Source organism: Proteus mirabilis HI4320, from assembly GCF_000069965.1.
Classification (GTDB): domain Bacteria; phylum Pseudomonadota; class Gammaproteobacteria; order Enterobacterales; family Enterobacteriaceae; genus Proteus; species Proteus mirabilis.
The window spans coordinates 2,330,863-2,345,766 of the sequence record NC_010554.1; the positions used below are offsets into that span (position 1 = coordinate 2,330,863).

General features: G+C 38.4%; 15 protein-coding genes and 1 tRNA gene. 11 read left to right on the forward strand and 5 right to left on the reverse strand.

What is annotated here, in order from left to right; genetic code table 11:
- Positions 1 to 299 precede the first annotated feature (299 nt).
- On the forward strand, positions 300 to 1,187 hold the full coding sequence (locus tag PMI_RS10595; protein ID WP_004248622.1) for a PhzF family phenazine biosynthesis protein: 888 nt from the start codon (positions 300 to 302) through the stop codon (positions 1,185 to 1,187).
- A 130-nt stretch (positions 1,188 to 1,317) separates the two neighbouring features.
- Here the strand turns inward: PMI_RS10595 and PMI_RS10600 are convergent, their stop codons facing one another.
- Together PMI_RS10600 and PMI_RS10605 are read right to left on the reverse strand one after the other, a co-directional pair.
- Positions 1,318 to 2,607, reverse strand: a complete 1,290-nt coding sequence (locus tag PMI_RS10600; RefSeq protein WP_012368266.1) for an arsenic transporter — start codon at positions 2,605 to 2,607, stop codon at positions 1,318 to 1,320.
- 75 nt (positions 2,608 to 2,682) lie between these two features.
- Complete coding sequence (locus tag PMI_RS10605) at positions 2,683 to 3,018, reverse strand: metalloregulator ArsR/SmtB family transcription factor (RefSeq protein ID WP_012368267.1); 336 nt, start codon at positions 3,016 to 3,018, stop codon at positions 2,683 to 2,685.
- A gap of 431 nt (positions 3,019 to 3,449) precedes the next feature.
- Here PMI_RS10605 and PMI_RS10610 point away from each other — a divergent pair, with 431 nt between their 5' ends.
- Entirely contained in the window at positions 3,450 to 4,160 is a 711-nt protein-coding gene (locus PMI_RS10610; RefSeq protein ID WP_004244233.1) for a fimbrial protein, read from the forward strand.
- An 82-nt stretch (positions 4,161 to 4,242) separates the two neighbouring features.
- Here PMI_RS10610 and PMI_RS19830 read toward each other — a convergent pair whose 3' ends face one another.
- Both PMI_RS19830 and PMI_RS10615 read right to left on the reverse strand, forming a co-directional pair.
- On the reverse strand, positions 4,243 to 4,419 hold the full coding sequence (locus PMI_RS19830) for a phage tail fiber protein (protein ID WP_004244242.1): 177 nt from the start codon (positions 4,417 to 4,419) through the stop codon (positions 4,243 to 4,245).
- 224 nt (positions 4,420 to 4,643) lie between these two features.
- Positions 4,644 to 4,720, reverse strand: a tRNA-Arg gene (locus PMI_RS10615).
- A gap of 190 nt (positions 4,721 to 4,910) precedes the next feature.
- Here PMI_RS10615 and folD point away from each other — a divergent pair.
- The 3 genes from folD (at position 4,911) to fruK (ending at position 7,577) form a co-directional block, all read left to right on the forward strand.
- Positions 4,911 to 5,783 carry a bifunctional methylenetetrahydrofolate dehydrogenase/methenyltetrahydrofolate cyclohydrolase FolD gene (gene folD, locus PMI_RS10620; protein WP_004244243.1) on the forward strand — a complete coding sequence of 291 codons (873 nt, stop codon included), beginning with the start codon at positions 4,911 to 4,913 and terminating at the stop codon, positions 5,781 to 5,783.
- Positions 5,784 to 5,786: 3 nt separating this feature from the next.
- Complete coding sequence (gene ybcJ / locus PMI_RS10625) at positions 5,787 to 5,999, forward strand: ribosome-associated protein YbcJ (protein ID WP_004244244.1); 213 nt, start codon at positions 5,787 to 5,789, stop codon at positions 5,997 to 5,999.
- A 636-nt stretch (positions 6,000 to 6,635) separates the two neighbouring features.
- Complete coding sequence (gene fruK, locus PMI_RS10630; protein ID WP_004244246.1) at positions 6,636 to 7,577, forward strand: 1-phosphofructokinase; 942 nt, start codon at positions 6,636 to 6,638, stop codon at positions 7,575 to 7,577.
- Between the two features lie 65 nt (positions 7,578 to 7,642).
- On the opposite strand, the gene cysS is transcribed toward fruK, so the two are convergent.
- A complete protein-coding gene (gene cysS / locus PMI_RS10635; protein WP_004244247.1) occupies positions 7,643 to 9,034 on the reverse strand; it encodes a cysteine--tRNA ligase in 1,392 nt (463 codons plus the stop codon).
- Positions 9,035 to 9,425: 391 nt separating this feature from the next.
- Here cysS and ppiB point away from each other — a divergent pair, with 391 nt between their 5' ends.
- The 6 genes from ppiB (at position 9,426) to PMI_RS10665 (ending at position 14,868) form a co-directional block, all read left to right on the forward strand.
- Entirely contained in the window at positions 9,426 to 9,920 is a 495-nt protein-coding gene (gene ppiB / locus PMI_RS10640) for a peptidylprolyl isomerase B (protein WP_004244249.1), read from the forward strand.
- A 12-nt stretch (positions 9,921 to 9,932) separates the two neighbouring features.
- Positions 9,933 to 10,655 carry a UDP-2,3-diacylglucosamine diphosphatase gene (locus PMI_RS10645; RefSeq protein WP_004244250.1) on the forward strand — a complete coding sequence of 241 codons (723 nt, stop codon included), beginning with the start codon at positions 9,933 to 9,935 and terminating at the stop codon, positions 10,653 to 10,655.
- A gap of 132 nt (positions 10,656 to 10,787) precedes the next feature.
- Entirely contained in the window at positions 10,788 to 11,309 is a 522-nt protein-coding gene (gene purE, locus PMI_RS10650) for a 5-(carboxyamino)imidazole ribonucleotide mutase (protein ID WP_012368268.1), read from the forward strand.
- Entirely contained in the window at positions 11,306 to 12,373 is a 1,068-nt protein-coding gene (purK, locus tag PMI_RS10655; protein WP_012368269.1) for a 5-(carboxyamino)imidazole ribonucleotide synthase, read from the forward strand. Before purE ends, purK begins: the two co-directional genes overlap by 4 nt.
- Positions 12,374 to 12,496: 123 nt before the next feature.
- The gene (locus PMI_RS10660) at positions 12,497 to 13,765 is read left to right on the forward strand and encodes an MFS transporter (protein ID WP_004244255.1); all 1,269 of its coding nucleotides are present in this window, start codon (positions 12,497 to 12,499) and stop codon (positions 13,763 to 13,765) included.
- 77 nt (positions 13,766 to 13,842) lie between these two features.
- Complete coding sequence (locus tag PMI_RS10665; RefSeq protein ID WP_004244256.1) at positions 13,843 to 14,868, forward strand: mechanosensitive ion channel family protein; 1,026 nt, start codon at positions 13,843 to 13,845, stop codon at positions 14,866 to 14,868.
- Positions 14,869 to 14,904: the final 36 nt, after the last annotated feature.

The window sequence follows — 14,904 nt, forward strand, 5'->3', positions numbered from 1 at the left end:
TGGCGTTTTTTATCATAGCGGTGTTAATATAATTTCATCTATTAACGCACTTTTTGATCAAAGAATATTCAGGCAGATAAATAACGTTGGAATAATGTTAATCTTTTCCTCTATTTTAGAGATGCGTATTGATGCTTATTTCAATAGTGTGTTGTTCTTTCAGACTAGATATTTATATAATTCAAATTGCTTAAAAAATAACGCCCTACCCATCATCAAAATTAATTATCTATTAAGTACTGCTATCCCATTATTTAACAACTATAAATCAATCGGTTAGCCTCAAACACGGTGAGTAAATGCAAAATCAAGTCGCACAATCAATGAAAAACAGTATCAAGGTATACTTGGTAAACTCATTTACTCGTGATCATTGCGGTGGCAACCCTGCCGGAGTCGTCCTCAATCCTCCCAAGCTAACGACAGAACAAAAAATCGCCATTGCTCAACAAGTTGGATTTTCTGAAACGGCATTTGTCTATTCGGGTGATGACACTGATTTTAAAGTAGATTTTTTTACTGCTGAAGGAGAAGTTGATTTTTGTGGGCATGCAACATTAGCGGTTTTTTTCACTCTGTCATCGCTTAAGTTACTCAAACCTGGCGATTATAGCCAAAAAACCAAGGCAGGAATTTTAACCGTTACCATTAATCACGATAATATTGTGATGGAACAAACGCTTCCTATTACCCGTAAGGGGCCTTGTGTTAACGATGTCGCAAAGGCGCTGGGCATTCTACCTGAAGTGATAGAAAAGACAGATTTACCAATAGAGATTGTCTCAACAGGATTAAACGATATTTTTGTTCCCGTACAATTTGGCTATTTAGATGCCTTACAGCCTGACTATCAAGCTATCGCTGCTTTAAGCCATAAATTTGATACTATCGGCTTTCATGTCTTTGAACTTAGTCATGATCAAAATATTACTGCCCACTGCCGAAACTTTGCACCACGCTATGGCATTAACGAAGAATCAGCCACAGGTAGCTCGAGCGGTGCTTTAGGGTGTTATCTTGTTCATCACCTTTTGCCAAACAAAAGGCAATTTTTGTTCGAACAAGGTAGAGCAATGCAATGCTCTTCTTTAATTGACGTATTTATTGATTCGACAGCAAAAAACGTCACTCGCGTTCAAGTTGGTGGAAAAGCGACATTGATTGGTACAAAAATAATTGAGATCTAAAAATACTATATTTAATAAGTGGCGTTGAACCGATGATTATTTATCATTTGGCAACGCCACTATTACGAATCAAAACAAGTTGATAGAGCAAAACGTCACAATTTAACAGGTGATAGTCACTGTGTTGCTCTTAATTAAACAGTGAAAGCCGAAGCACTAAAGCAACGAGTGTAACAATGAGCACAGGGATAGTCATGATGATCCCTGTTTTGAAATAATATCCCCATGTGATCGTCATATTTTTTTGTGATAAAACATGTAGCCACAATAATGTTGCCAAGCTACCTATTGGTGTAATTTTTGGCCCCAAATCAGCACCAATCACATTGGCATAAATCATCGCTTGTTGAATTACCCCTGTCGCGTCACTTCCTTCTATGGATAGAGCACCAATTAATACCGTTGGCATATTATTCATTATTGATGATAAAAAGGCGGTAATAAATCCCGTACCAATTGTTGCTATCCATAACCCTTTATCAGCAAGGTAATTAAGTATTTCAGAAAGATAATTAGTTAATCCTGCATTTCTTAAACCATAAACAACCAAGTACATACCTAAAGAGAAAATAACGATTTGCCACGGTGCGCCACGCAACACTTTTTTAGTATTAATCGTACGGCCTTTGGCTGCAATTACCCAAAGAATTAAAGCGCCAATTGCCGCTATTGCACTAACAGGAATGCCTAATGGCTCTAAAATAAAAAAACCAATGAGCAATAACAACAATACAAGCCAACCTGCTTTAAACGTAGTCATATCCTTAATAGCTAAAGCTGGCTCACTCAGCTTTTTAACATCATATTGGTTAGGAATATCTTTACGGAAAAACCAATGTAGCATCACAAGCGTTGCAACAATTCCCGCAATATCGACTGGCACCATAATTGATGCATATTCAGTAAATCCAATATTAAAGAAGTCCGCAGAAACGATATTCACGAGGTTCGAAACAATCAGCGGCAAGCTCGCTGTGTCTGCGATAAACCCAGCTGCCATAACAAAGGCTAATGTCGTACCTTTGTTGAAACCAAGTGCAAGTAACATCGCAATCACAATAGGTGTTAGTATCAATGCTGCACCATCATTAGCAAATAAAGCAGCAACCATTGCACCAAGTAGCACGATATAACTGAATAGTAATCTTCCTTTCCCACCACCCCACTTGGCAACATGTAATGCCGCCCATTCAAAAAAGCCACTTTCATCTAAAAGTAGGCTAATAATAATTACTGCAACAAATGTCGCTGTGGCATTCCACACAATGTTCCAAACAGTCGGAATATCTTGAAAACTGATCACACCAAAAAGGAGTGCCAATATAGCGCCGGCCGTTGCACTCCAACCAATACCCAACCCTTTCGGCTGCCAGATAACCAAGGTGATCGTTAAAACAAAAATTAATGCAGCAACAAACATAACAACCTCGTTTAAAAGGTGCATTCACACACACCTAATCATATATGTTTTTTCGAATATATTTAGTTAAATTTTTTACACAGAACAACGATGACCAGACTCTTTTTTCTCTAGGATCTTGAGTAAATCTGCAACTCTATTTTTCTCTGTGGTATAAGTTATATCAATGATACTTTTCACCCACGGCAGTAATACAGGAGATAATCGATAATGAACCCATTTGCCTTGCTTCGAATCGAGCAAAAGACCCGACTCTCTCAGCATAGCTAAGTGTCGAGATGTCTTGGGTTGCGATAAATTTAACGCAGTATAGATATCACAAACACATAGCTCACCAGATACTTTTAAAAGCAATACGATGTCTAGTCTGGTTTGATCACCTAAAATTTTAAACAGTTGTAATGGTTTCATGTATCCCCCTTTACGATCTTTAGCTTAAAAATACCCCCATCAAACACATACGTCAAATCATATATGAGTTATACATTATTGTGGCATAATCTCGCTATCTATTATGCCTATAATAAATACTTATTATCGAGTTCTATTTAAATGAATTATTAATTTAATTAAATATTGATAGGAAGATCATAGAGTTCAAATAAGAAAATCAAAATAAGATACGTTATTTATCATAATTTCACTGCCACATCCAACCTATTAAAAATAAAAAGTTCAACTTGAATTATTTAAATGAAACCTACTATTAAAATAACATCAAATTAAGAAAGTCTTAATTAGAGAAATTAGAAATATATACTTACTCATTATTAATTAAATAAATAAAAGGTGTATCATATGTATATTAGTTTGTTGTCTACTTTATAAAAAGGAATAATTATATGAAAAAAACATTACTCAGTCTTGTTATGCTGACTGTAATATCAACGCCAGTATTGGCTAAAACGCCTATCGCTAATTTGAAAATCAATGGTGATATCAAACCACCAACTTGTACTATTAATGGCGCAACACAAAGTGATGTTATTTTTGATTTAGGTAAAATTAGTCCATCGTTGATCCCTAAATCATCAAATTATATATATCCTCATAATACAACCTCGACTAACGTCACTATTGAATGCGATGCAAACACTTATCTTACATTTAAAGCCACTGATACTTATGTAAACAGTCAGCTTGATCTTGATCAAACCAGTAAAACTAAAGCTAGTGGGATATTTCACCTGGTTAATAAAGACCAGGTAGACACTTCCGTGGGGGGAATACTATTCGTTTGGTACAATGTGACTGTAGACGGAAAACCCGCATTTATTAGCCGGGCAAATGATGCAACGGTAGGTTTTTCAGATAATAAAACTGTTATAGTTAAAGAAGTCACTAATGGTTGGACGACAAAACAACAAGAAAATGTAGATAAAAATAGTTTAGATTTAATGCCAGGTCAGATTTTTTCTACCAGCATTTCAGCAGGGAAAGCATCTTCTGCATTTATTTTATCTAAAGATTCATTAAATAAAAAAGGTATAGATATTTCTAACGGATTAGATTTTATCGGCGAGGCTGTTCTCACTTTTAACTTTGGTGTCTAATTTTTAGAATAATTGATAATCACAATATAAAGATTTATTATATTGCGATTATCTTTTTATACTAATATGAATGTTATTTATGCTATCCTAGCTTTCTTCCTCTTCTTTCTGTCTGCATTTTTTCCGCTTTCTGTGCTTCTTCTATCTCACGTATTCTCACGAGAATAGAACCGTCCTCTATAACTGCAGAGTCGTCCCAAATAAGTGACTGTTTATTAACGTCGAGTGGCGTTTCAATACTGTTATCAACACAGCCCAATTTAGTTGACAGAGAAAAGTAAAACTACGTTATGGAGAATGTATGCAAAGAGAAAGGAGTTTCCAAAACCACAAAAAACGAAAGCCGGCACATTTTTAAATTAGCCAGAGCATGTCTATGAAGAGTGGGTTAGAAGTGAAAAATGGTAATGCTAATTTGACCCGTTACTTGACCCGCATATCTCGCAGATTTTTTTAAAAATCGCATAAGGTGTTGATTTTAAATGGTACGCCCTACAGGATTCGAACCTGTGACCTACGGCTTAGAAGGCCGTTGCTCTATCCAACTGAGCTAAGGGCGCCTAGAGGGGAAATAGACGTTAGCATTTATGCTGATAACGGGTGTGAATTATACTTTCAACATTCTGAGAGTCAACGATTTTTCCACAAAATCAAACTAGATGGTTAAAATATGGTAAGTAATCAACTGACAGATTGCTTATGATCTGACAAAATAGAGCAATACCATAATTGAATAATTTGGATGTATAGATGTCAGCAAGAATTATAGATGGGAAAACGATTGCGCAGACCATCAGAAGTGAAGTGGCAGAAAAAGTAAAACAACGTATTAAGATAGGAAAACGTGCACCGGGTTTAGCGGTTATTTTAGTCGGTGATAACCCTGCATCGCAAATCTATGTTGCTAGTAAACGTAAAGCTTGTGATGAGGTAGGATTTATCTCTCGCTCTTACGATCTACCGGATACTACAAGTGAAGCAGATTTACTCAATCTCATTGATACTCTAAATGAAGATAATACTATTGATGGTATTTTAGTGCAGCTCCCTTTACCTGCGGGAATTGATAACGTCAAAGTATTAGAACGTATTCATCCTGATAAAGATGTTGATGGCTTCCATCCTTACAATATTGGTCGGTTGTGCCAACGTGCACCTAAGCTACGTCCTTGCACCCCTCGTGGTATTGTCACACTCTTAGAGCGTTGCAATATTCCAATGAATGGCTTAAATGCGGTAATTATTGGTGCTTCAAATATTGTTGGTCGCCCAATGAGTTTAGAGCTACTGCTTGCAGGCTGTACAACGACTGTCACTCATCGTTTTACTAAAGACTTACGTTTTCATGTTGAACATGCTGATTTGGTGGTTGTGGCAGTTGGTAAACCTAACTTTATTCCTGGTGAATGGATAAAACCTGGCGCTATTGTCATTGATGTCGGTATTAATCGCCTTGAAAACGGTAAAGTGGTTGGTGATGTTGATTTCGCACAAGCCTCTCAACGCGCGGGGTGGATCTCCCCTGTTCCGGGTGGTGTAGGTCCAATGACTGTAGCGACTTTGATTCAAAATACGTTGCAAGCCTGCGAAGAATATCACGATCCTGATATAGGAAATAATTAATCAATGGAAACATTTCAATTAGATGGTCACCCCTATGTAGAACTGTGTGATCTATTAAAACTCCAAGGCTGGACAGAAAGCGGAGCCGCTGCAAAAAATATTATTGCTGAAGGCCTCGTTTGCGTTGATGGTGAAGTAGAAACACGTAAACGCTGTAAAATTACTGCCGGTAAAGTCGTCACACTCGGTGAGTTTGCTGTCACTGTCAGCAACTAGTTCAGCTAATCATACTCGTTACTCAAGCGTTACTCTTTAGTAACGCTTTTTTTATCTTTCTACCCTTTTTTTACTAAACACGCTATTTTTCGAGCTTTTATTTAAGTCTGTAAAATTAGTGGACTAATCCATTGATTTTAAATTGATTTAATTGCATCAATTTAAGATAATAATAGTAGGTTATTATTTTTGCTATTCATATCAGTGGTAATACTTTATCTCGTTTCAGCACATTAACGCTTTGATAAAGAATAAGTTAAATATTGATTACATAACCTATTATTTTTTATATAAATAATACTTAGTCTGCTAGTAGTAAGAATTTCAGCAACCTTATTCCGTTGGATGATTTTTACGTATTAATAATCGCTTTAATATGCTAAAACGTGATTTAGATCTAACTTTTCCTTTGTTTTATTAGGCAAAAGAACATTGTTTATACTAAATTAGACATTATAGTTTGAAACGATTCAGCCTGATAATAAAGTATGAAGCGTTATTTTTAATTTTTATGTTGTATTTGATCCTTAATCTAATAGGAGTTCTTATGTTTAACCTACCAATCCAAGGTGTCTCTCTGCTTTTCTTGCAACAGAAAAGTGATACCTATGATTTTACTACAGGTAAGGTACAAGCATGAGACGTCGAGTCGCTACCATTACATTAAATCCTGCTTATGATCTTGTAGGATTAAGTACCCCTATTGAATTGGGTGAAGTTAACCGAGTAACAACGGCGGGATTTCATGCTGCCGGTAAAGGTATCAATGTAGCAAAAGTATTAAAAAGCCTTGGTATTGATGTCACTGTTGGCGGTTTTTTAGGTAAAGAGAATCAAGATGGCTTTCAAAAAGAGTTTAGTGAAGCCGGGATTGCTAATCGCTTCCAAATGGTTGAAGGTCGCACACGTATCAATGTCAAACTCACTGAACCCAGCGGTAAAGTAACTGATTTTAACTTTTCAGGGTTTGAAATCACTAAACAAGATTGGACTCGTTTTGTAAATGACACACTCAGCTGGGCGGGTCAATTTGATATGATTTGTGTCAGTGGAAGTGTACCACCAAGTATTGATTTAAATGATTTTACTGCTTGGATGAAGCGACTACGTAGCGAATGTATGTGCCTTATTTTTGATAGTAGCAGAGAAGCATTTGTCGCGGGGTTAAAAGCGTTACCTTGGTTAGTAAAACCCAATCATCATGAACTAGAAATTTGGGCAGGTAGACCCTTACCTGAACTCTCTGACGTAGTACAAGCTGCCCATGAATTACGCCAGCAAGGTATTGCTCATGTTGTTATCTCGTTAGGTGAACAAGGCGCTATGTGGGTTAACGCCTCTGGTGCGTGGATGGCAAAACCGCCTAAATGTGATGTGGTCAGCACGGTAGGTGCCGGTGACTCTATGGTAGGTGGGTTGATTTATGGTTTGATGATGAGGCAAACCAGTGAACATACCTTACGTCTTGCTACAGCAATTTCAGCTCTTGCCGTCAGTCAAACTAATGTTGGAATAACTGATCGAGAACAATTGGCAAGAATGATGACCGAAGTTGAATTAACGCCACTAAAAATCTAAAAAAAATATCGGATAATAATTACCCGATATTTTTGACTTTATTGCTTTATCAATAGGTAGCAATATTAGCTATTACGACGCCATGTTGTACCTTGTGGGCCATCTTCTAATACAATCCCCATTGCTGTTAAAGCATCACGAGCGGCATCCGCAGCTGCCCAATCTTTATTCTTACGAGCATCATTACGTTGTTGAATTAACGCTTCAATTTTTTCTACTTCATCAGCATCGTCTGCTTGCGCACCACTTTGTAAGAAGTGTTCTGGTTGTTGCTCTAATAGGCCTAATACTTTGGCCAATTTACGCAACACCGCTGCTAAACCATTAGCCGCCTCCATATTGACGGTTTTTAAGCGATTCACTTCGCGGGCTAAATCAAATAACACAGAATAGGCTTCTGGTGTATTGAAATCATCGTTCATTGCTTCAATAAACTGCGCTTCAAACGCTTCACCACCAGCAGGTTGAGCATTTGCATCAGTGCCACGTAAAGAAGTATATAAACGCTCTAATGCGGTACGCGCCTGTTTTAAGTTCTCTTCGGTATAATTTAGTTGGCTACGATAGTGTCCTGATAATAAGAAATAACGTACCGTTTCAGCATCGTAATAGGCAAGAACATCACGAATAGTAAAAAAGTTATTCAGTGATTTAGACATTTTTTCTTTGTCTACCATCACCATACCGGAATGCATCCAATAGTTAACATAAGGACCATCATGAGCGCAGGTTGATTGTGCAATTTCATTTTCATGATGCGGGAACATTAAATCTGAACCACCGCCATGAATATCAAAATGATGACCTAATTCTTTACCATTCATGGCTGAACATTCAATATGCCAGCCTGGTCGCCCTTCTCCCCATGGTGATGTCCAACTTGGTTCACCGGGTTTTGACATTTTCCAAAGCACGAAATCCATAGGATTGCGTTTTACGTTAGCGACTTCAACCCGAGCCCCTGCTTGTAGTTGCTCTAAATCTTGACGAGAAAGCAAGCCATAATCCGGATCGGTATCAATGGCAAACATCACATCACCATTTTCTGCTACATAAGCATGACCACGTTTAATTAATGTCTCGGTAAGAGCAATAATTTCTGCAATATGATGTGTGGCTCGTGGCTCTGAATCAGGGCGTAAGATATTCAATGCATCAAAATCTTTATGCATTTCCGCTAACATACGTGTCGTTAATTGTTCGCAAGTTTCATTATTTTCAATCGCACGCTTGATGATTTTATCATCCACATCGGTGACATTGCGCACATAATTCACATCATACCCTAAATAACGTAAATAGCGGGTTATGGCATCAAATGCCACAAATGTACGTCCATGACCAATATGACATAAATCATAAATAGTGATGCCACACACGTACATACCTATTTTTCCTTTATGGATAGGTTTAAATTCTTCTTTTTGTCGAGTAAGAGTATTAAAAATCTTTAGCATCAGAGGACGTTCCCATTTTTAACTGTACGTGTTGATTACGTATTTATGTATATAAAATAACGACTACAGCGATAAAAATAACCACATAACATTACCTTTATAAGGGTTTTAATGCCTAAACTCAAAGGTAATCCAATTAATAGTCTCTTATATTACTCTGCTCTGCGTTTATTTTCACTGTTCAATCGTTAACAGTAAGGCGCCAAATTGAGTTTATTGGTGAAATAATTGGCGAAAAATGTTTTCTATTACTATTTTCGCGATTTTTAGCCTGAAAGTCGCCATGAACAAAAGATGAATACTGACTAAATAAGGTAACTGTGGTATAAAAAAACGGTCTATTGTTTCAGCCCACATCTGGGTAAAACTAAAATTATACTAGGATCTGAATATGGTTACTTTTCATACCAATTACGGCGATATCGTGATTAAAACATTTGCAGATAAAGCACCTGCAACCGTAGAAAATTTTTTAGATTACTGTAAAGAAGGGTTCTACGATAACACTATCTTCCACCGTGTTATTAATGGTTTTATGATCCAAGGTGGTGGTTTTGAACCTGGTATGAAGCAAAAAGAAACTAAAGCCCCGGTAAGAAACGAAGCAAACAACGGTCTTGCCAATAATCGTGGTACATTAGCGATGGCTCGTACCAACGATCCACATTCTGCAACAGCACAATTCTTTATCAACGTAGCAGATAACGACTTCTTAAACTTCCGTGCAGAAAATGCCAATGGTTGGGGATATTGTGTATTTGCTGAAGTTGTTGAAGGAATGGATGTTGTAGACAAAATCAAAGCCGTTTCTACTGGTCGCAGTGGTTTCCACCAAGATGTTCCTCGTGAAGATATTATCATTAACAGTGTTACTGTTAGCGAATAAGTAGCGCTTTTTATGTGCACCCTGTTTATTGCAGATCTGCATTTAAGTGAGCACGAACCGGCAATTACTGCCGGTTTTCTTCGCTTTTTACAAGAGCAAGCGATCCACGCAAATGCACTTTATATTTTGGGCGATTTCTTTGATTTTTGGATTGGTGATGATGATCCTAATCCACTACATCAGCGCATAGCCCAAGCATTAATGGCATTAAAAAATGCGGGAGTGCCCTGCTATTTTATTCATGGTAACCGCGATTTCTTAATCGGCTCTCGCTTTGCAAAAGAGAGCGGAATGACACTGCTACCACAAGAAAAAGTGCTTGAGATAGAGCAACATCGTATTTTAATCTTACATGGTGATACGCTTTGCACCGATGATGATGCCTATCAACGCTATCGTAAAAAAGTCCACAATAAGTTTATTCAACGCTTATTCCTACTCCTTCCTCTGACCATTCGATTACGTATTGCTAAAAAAATGCGCTCTCGTAGTCAAAGTAGCAACCAATACAAATCTGAAGCGATAATGGACGTTAATGCTCAAGCCGTTATCAATACCTTTAAACAATTTAATACCCAATGGATGATCCACGGTCATACTCATCGACCGGCGATCCACACCGTCGACATTGATGGGAAACCACATTATCGAGGTGTATTAGGAGCTTGGCATACGGAAGGCTCAATGTTTAAAGTCACCTCAGATAAAATCGAACTGATCCAATTTCCATTTTAAATAGATGATACTTTTTCGGCTATTGTAGCATATTTTTCTTTACGCAAACGTTTTCCTTGACGTGTTAGCGTGATACTATCATGCTCAGTTTCTCTGGCTATATCCGTTTATGCTTACAGGAGCAGTTAAGTAATGTCTTCTCAAGTTGGTCTCAATACCTCATCCCCTCGTATCGCCATTGTGATGGGTTCGAAAAGTGACTGGGCGACAATGTGTCATGCCGCAGAAGTCCTAGACACGTTACAACTTCCTTACCATGTTGAAATTGTTTCCGCACACCGAACACCGGATAAATTATTTCGTTTCGCAGAACAGGCCAAAGAGAATGGTTTTGACGTGATTATTGCGGGTGCTGGCGGTGCTGCACATTTACCGGGGATGTTGGCAGCCAAAACCTTAGTTCCTGTATTAGGGGTTCCTGTACAAAGTGCTGCATTAAGTGGTGTTGATAGCCTTTATTCTATTGTACAAATGCCGAAAGGTATTCCCGTTGGCACACTGGCTATTGGTAAAGCGGGGGCTGCTAATGCCGCGCTACTTGCCGCACAAATTTTAGCATTACACTCTGCTGATATTTTTAATGCATTAACACAATGGCGAGCAACACAAACACAAGAAGTCCTTAATCACCCTGATCCAAGGGAGGCGCTATGAAGCCGGTTTGTGTTCTTGGTAATGGACAGTTAGGTCGAATGTTACGTCAAGCGGGTGAGCCATTAGGTATTGCGGTATATCCCGTAGGGCTTGATGCTGAACCCGAAGCGGTACCTTATCAAAAGAGTATTATTACCGCAGAAATTGAACGTTGGCCGGAAACCGCATTAACCAATGAGTTAGAGCACCATGCTAACTTTATTAACCGAGATATTTTTCCATTACTCGCAGATCGCTTACCACAAAAACAACTCCTTGATGAACTTCATTTAGCGACGGCACCTTGGCAACCATTAACTTCGGCTGAGCAATGGCCTGAGCTATTCAATCAGCTAGGGGAGTTTATTATCGTTAAACGCCGTGTTGGTGGTTACGACGGACGAGGTCAATGGCGGATACACCCAGGTGACGAACAACAATTACCAGCCGAAATATATGGTGAATGTATTGTCGAACAAGGTATTCCTTTCTCTGGAGAAGTCTCTTTAGTTGGTGCAAGAAATCGTCAGGGGGATTGTGTTTTTTATCCACTCACTCACAATCTTCATCAAGATGGCATTTTACGCATGAGTGTTGCGCTACCAAATCCTCCCGAGGCATTACAACAATTAGCAGAGGATATGCTTAGCAAGATCCTCAATAAACTAAATTATATCGGTGTAATGGCCATGGAATGCTTTATTGTCGGTGATAAATTACTGATTAATGAACTCGCACCTCGCGTCCACAACAGTGGTCACTGGACACAAAATGGTGCTTCTATTAGCCAGTTTGAACTTCACTTACGTGCTATTCTTGATTTACCGATGCCCAAACCTAATGTTTGCCAATCGGCGGTAATGGTTAATCTTATTGGAACGGAGATCGACATCAAATGGCTATCATTACCTTTAGTTCATCTACATTGGTATGAAAAAGAAGTGTGTCCAGCCCGCAAAGTAGGGCATCTCAACTTAGTACATAATAACCATCAAGCTCTGCAAAAGAGCTTAAGTACATTAAGTCCCCTGCTCGATGAAGCCTATCAATATCCGATTAAATGGGCGCTAGAAAAATTAAGCTAGCAGTCCGACTCAGAAAGTTAGAGAATAATAGCCTTTAAATGTACTGGCCTGTGAATACAAGGCCAGTTATTCGCTATTTTTTCCTGAACATTCAGGATACTGCACCCGTTCTATGGAGTCAGGATGCCAGTCACGCAACAAAATTTTGGTCCTATCTATCAGTGGAGCATACTGATACTGCTAGGTTTAGTGTACTTTCTCGCTACCGCAACAACATTTACCTCTTTAGGTGTGGTTCTACCTAGTATGATAGCTGAACTAGAGTGGAACTGGACACAAGCTGGCCTTGGTTTTACTTTATTGGGCTTAACCTGTGGACTTGCGAGCTTTTTACCCACTTTACTTATCCGTAAATTAAACGTCCGCTTCACACTCCTCATTGGACTGATTATTTTTGTCAGTGGATTCTATTTTCTATATGAAACCAATACCATCACACGCTACTTTCTTGGTACCGCCTTACTTGGGGTAGGTTTTACGCTATTAGCAACCGTACCGGGCACTTACGTGCTATCGCGTCTATTTGAAAAACAGTCTTTTGCTTTTGGTGTCTATTTTACTATTGGTGGATTGGGAGGAGTTGCAGGCCCTTGGATCTATTTTTTAGCCACACACCTTTGGCACACATGGCGTATGCATTGGCTCATTTCAGCTATTATTCTATCAATTATTACCCTGCTGACTATTTTAGTATTACGAGAAGGCTCAGCAGAAAAAGCGCATGCGAAAAAAATCAGTCAATTACAAAGTAGCAAACGTATTTATCAAACCAAAGCGATATGGACCGCACGTCATGCTTTACGAACATGGCAATTTTATGTCATTGCTGCCACTTACACCGCTTTTCTATGGTGCGGGATCACAGTAAATAGTTTTGCAGTTGCACATATTATTGAAAATGGTTTTAGTGAAACTATTGCTGCAACGCTACTGAGCACCATGGCTTTTATCAATGCATTCTCACGATTAGCCGGTGGGGCGATTGGTGAATGGTTAGAGCCTAAAAAATTACTGATTGCCAGCTTAACGATTATTATTATCGGTCTATTAGCACTGAGTATGGCTAATAGTTGGATCTACCTAATGCTATTTACCCTTTGTGTGGGGATCGGTTATGGTATGACCTTCTTAGCCTCAAGTGTATTACTGGCTAACTATTTTGGTCGCGCACCTTATTTAGAACTATTTTCGGTGATGAACCTGATCTCAACATTGGCCTGTTTAGCCCCCTTCTTTGCTGGGGCTATTAAGGATATTTCAGGCAGCTTCACACCTGCATTTTTAATTCTCACTATCCCTGTTTTAGTTATTTTGGTGATCACACTATTTATGCGCCCACCAATTTATCCTAACTTCCAACATGCCAGTGAAAAACATAATGCGCCAAGATAAAAATAAAACCGCAAATCTAGTTTAGAAATCCAATCAATATTATAGAGAAGCGGTTTTAGCGAGGAGAGATCGAGCAGATGAATGAAGAATTAATCATGAAATACTCAATTGGTATCGGCATAGCTTTGGCGTGTTTTATCGCCTTTCTTGCCATATCTTTTTTACATGATAAACAAAAAAAACGTCGTAGAAACATAATTATTCACATCATCCAAGCTATTTTACTTTGTAGTTTAGTGGCTATTGTAAGCCAATACTGTGAAATGGCGGTGGTAGATTTTAAACTACACTTTATCTCTTTTCAGATGATTAATTTCTTTAGCTATCTTGCTATCGCATTAATCCTGATGAGAAAATTTTTCTTACTCATTAATTTATTAGAAAAATCACAAATTAAAAAAGGCAGTGATCCTACCTCAGCCCGTATTATTTCGCGTATATTTAAAATCACTCTTCTTGTCATCATGATCTTACTGTTCGGTGAGCATTTTGGCATGAGCTTATCGGGCTTAATGACATTTGGTGGCTTAGGCGGTATTGCCATTGGTATGGCAAGTAAAGACGTTATGAGTAACCTTTTTTCAGGTGTTATGCTCTATTTTGATCGCCCTTTTAACATTGGTGATTGGGTACGTTCACCCGATCGCAATATCGAAGGAACTGTTGTTGAGATTGGCTGGCGTATCACGAAGATAATGACCTTTGATCATCGCCCGTTATATATTCCAAACTCAGTATTTTCCTCCATTAGTGTTGAAAACCCCGGCAGAATGACCAATCGACGTATTGAAACAGAATTAGGGTTACGCTATGAAGATTCGGACAAAGTTGGGGTTATTGTCGAAGATATCCGCACAATGCTACAACAAAACGACAAAATCGACACCAAACAGACTTTATTGGTCTATTTTAATCAATTCGCCGATTCATCATTAAATATTATGGTGTACTGTTTTACCAAAACCACGGTATGGGCAGAATGGTTAGATGCGCAGCAAGAAGTTTATTTAAAAATGATTGATATTGTGCATCAACATGGCGCTGACTTCGCCTTCCCATCACAAACTGTATATATTGAAAAATCATCGCCTGTATCACCATAAGCATCCGATAAAAAAATGCTGATATCCGTTCGATAT

Bases quoted from the DNA above. Each gene is read 5' to 3' on its own strand.
- cysS (WP_004244247.1), bottom strand. From the start codon at position 9,034: ATGCTAAAGATTTTTAATACTCTTACTCGACAAAAAGAAGAATTTAAA.
- ybcJ (WP_004244244.1), top strand. From the start codon at position 5,787: ATGGAAACATTTCAATTAGATGGTCACCCCTATGTAGAACTGTGTGAT.
- ppiB (WP_004244249.1), top strand. From the start codon at position 9,426: ATGGTTACTTTTCATACCAATTACGGCGATATCGTGATTAAAACATTT.
- PMI_RS10660 (WP_004244255.1), top strand. From the start codon at position 12,497: ATGCCAGTCACGCAACAAAATTTTGGTCCTATCTATCAGTGGAGCATA.
- purK (WP_012368269.1), top strand. From the start codon at position 11,306: ATGAAGCCGGTTTGTGTTCTTGGTAATGGACAGTTAGGTCGAATGTTA.
- purE (WP_012368268.1), top strand. From the start codon at position 10,788: ATGTCTTCTCAAGTTGGTCTCAATACCTCATCCCCTCGTATCGCCATT.
- PMI_RS10595 (WP_004248622.1), top strand. From the start codon at position 300: ATGCAAAATCAAGTCGCACAATCAATGAAAAACAGTATCAAGGTATAC.
- PMI_RS10610 (WP_004244233.1), top strand. From the start codon at position 3,450: ATGAAAAAAACATTACTCAGTCTTGTTATGCTGACTGTAATATCAACG.
- PMI_RS10645 (WP_004244250.1), top strand. From the start codon at position 9,933: ATGTGCACCCTGTTTATTGCAGATCTGCATTTAAGTGAGCACGAACCG.
- PMI_RS10665 (WP_004244256.1), top strand. From the start codon at position 13,843: ATGAATGAAGAATTAATCATGAAATACTCAATTGGTATCGGCATAGCT.
- PMI_RS10605 (WP_012368267.1), bottom strand. From the start codon at position 3,018: ATGAAACCATTACAACTGTTTAAAATTTTAGGTGATCAAACCAGACTA.
- fruK (WP_004244246.1), top strand. From the start codon at position 6,636: ATGAGACGTCGAGTCGCTACCATTACATTAAATCCTGCTTATGATCTT.
- PMI_RS10600 (WP_012368266.1), bottom strand. From the start codon at position 2,607: ATGTTTGTTGCTGCATTAATTTTTGTTTTAACGATCACCTTGGTTATC.
- folD (WP_004244243.1), top strand. From the start codon at position 4,911: ATGTCAGCAAGAATTATAGATGGGAAAACGATTGCGCAGACCATCAGA.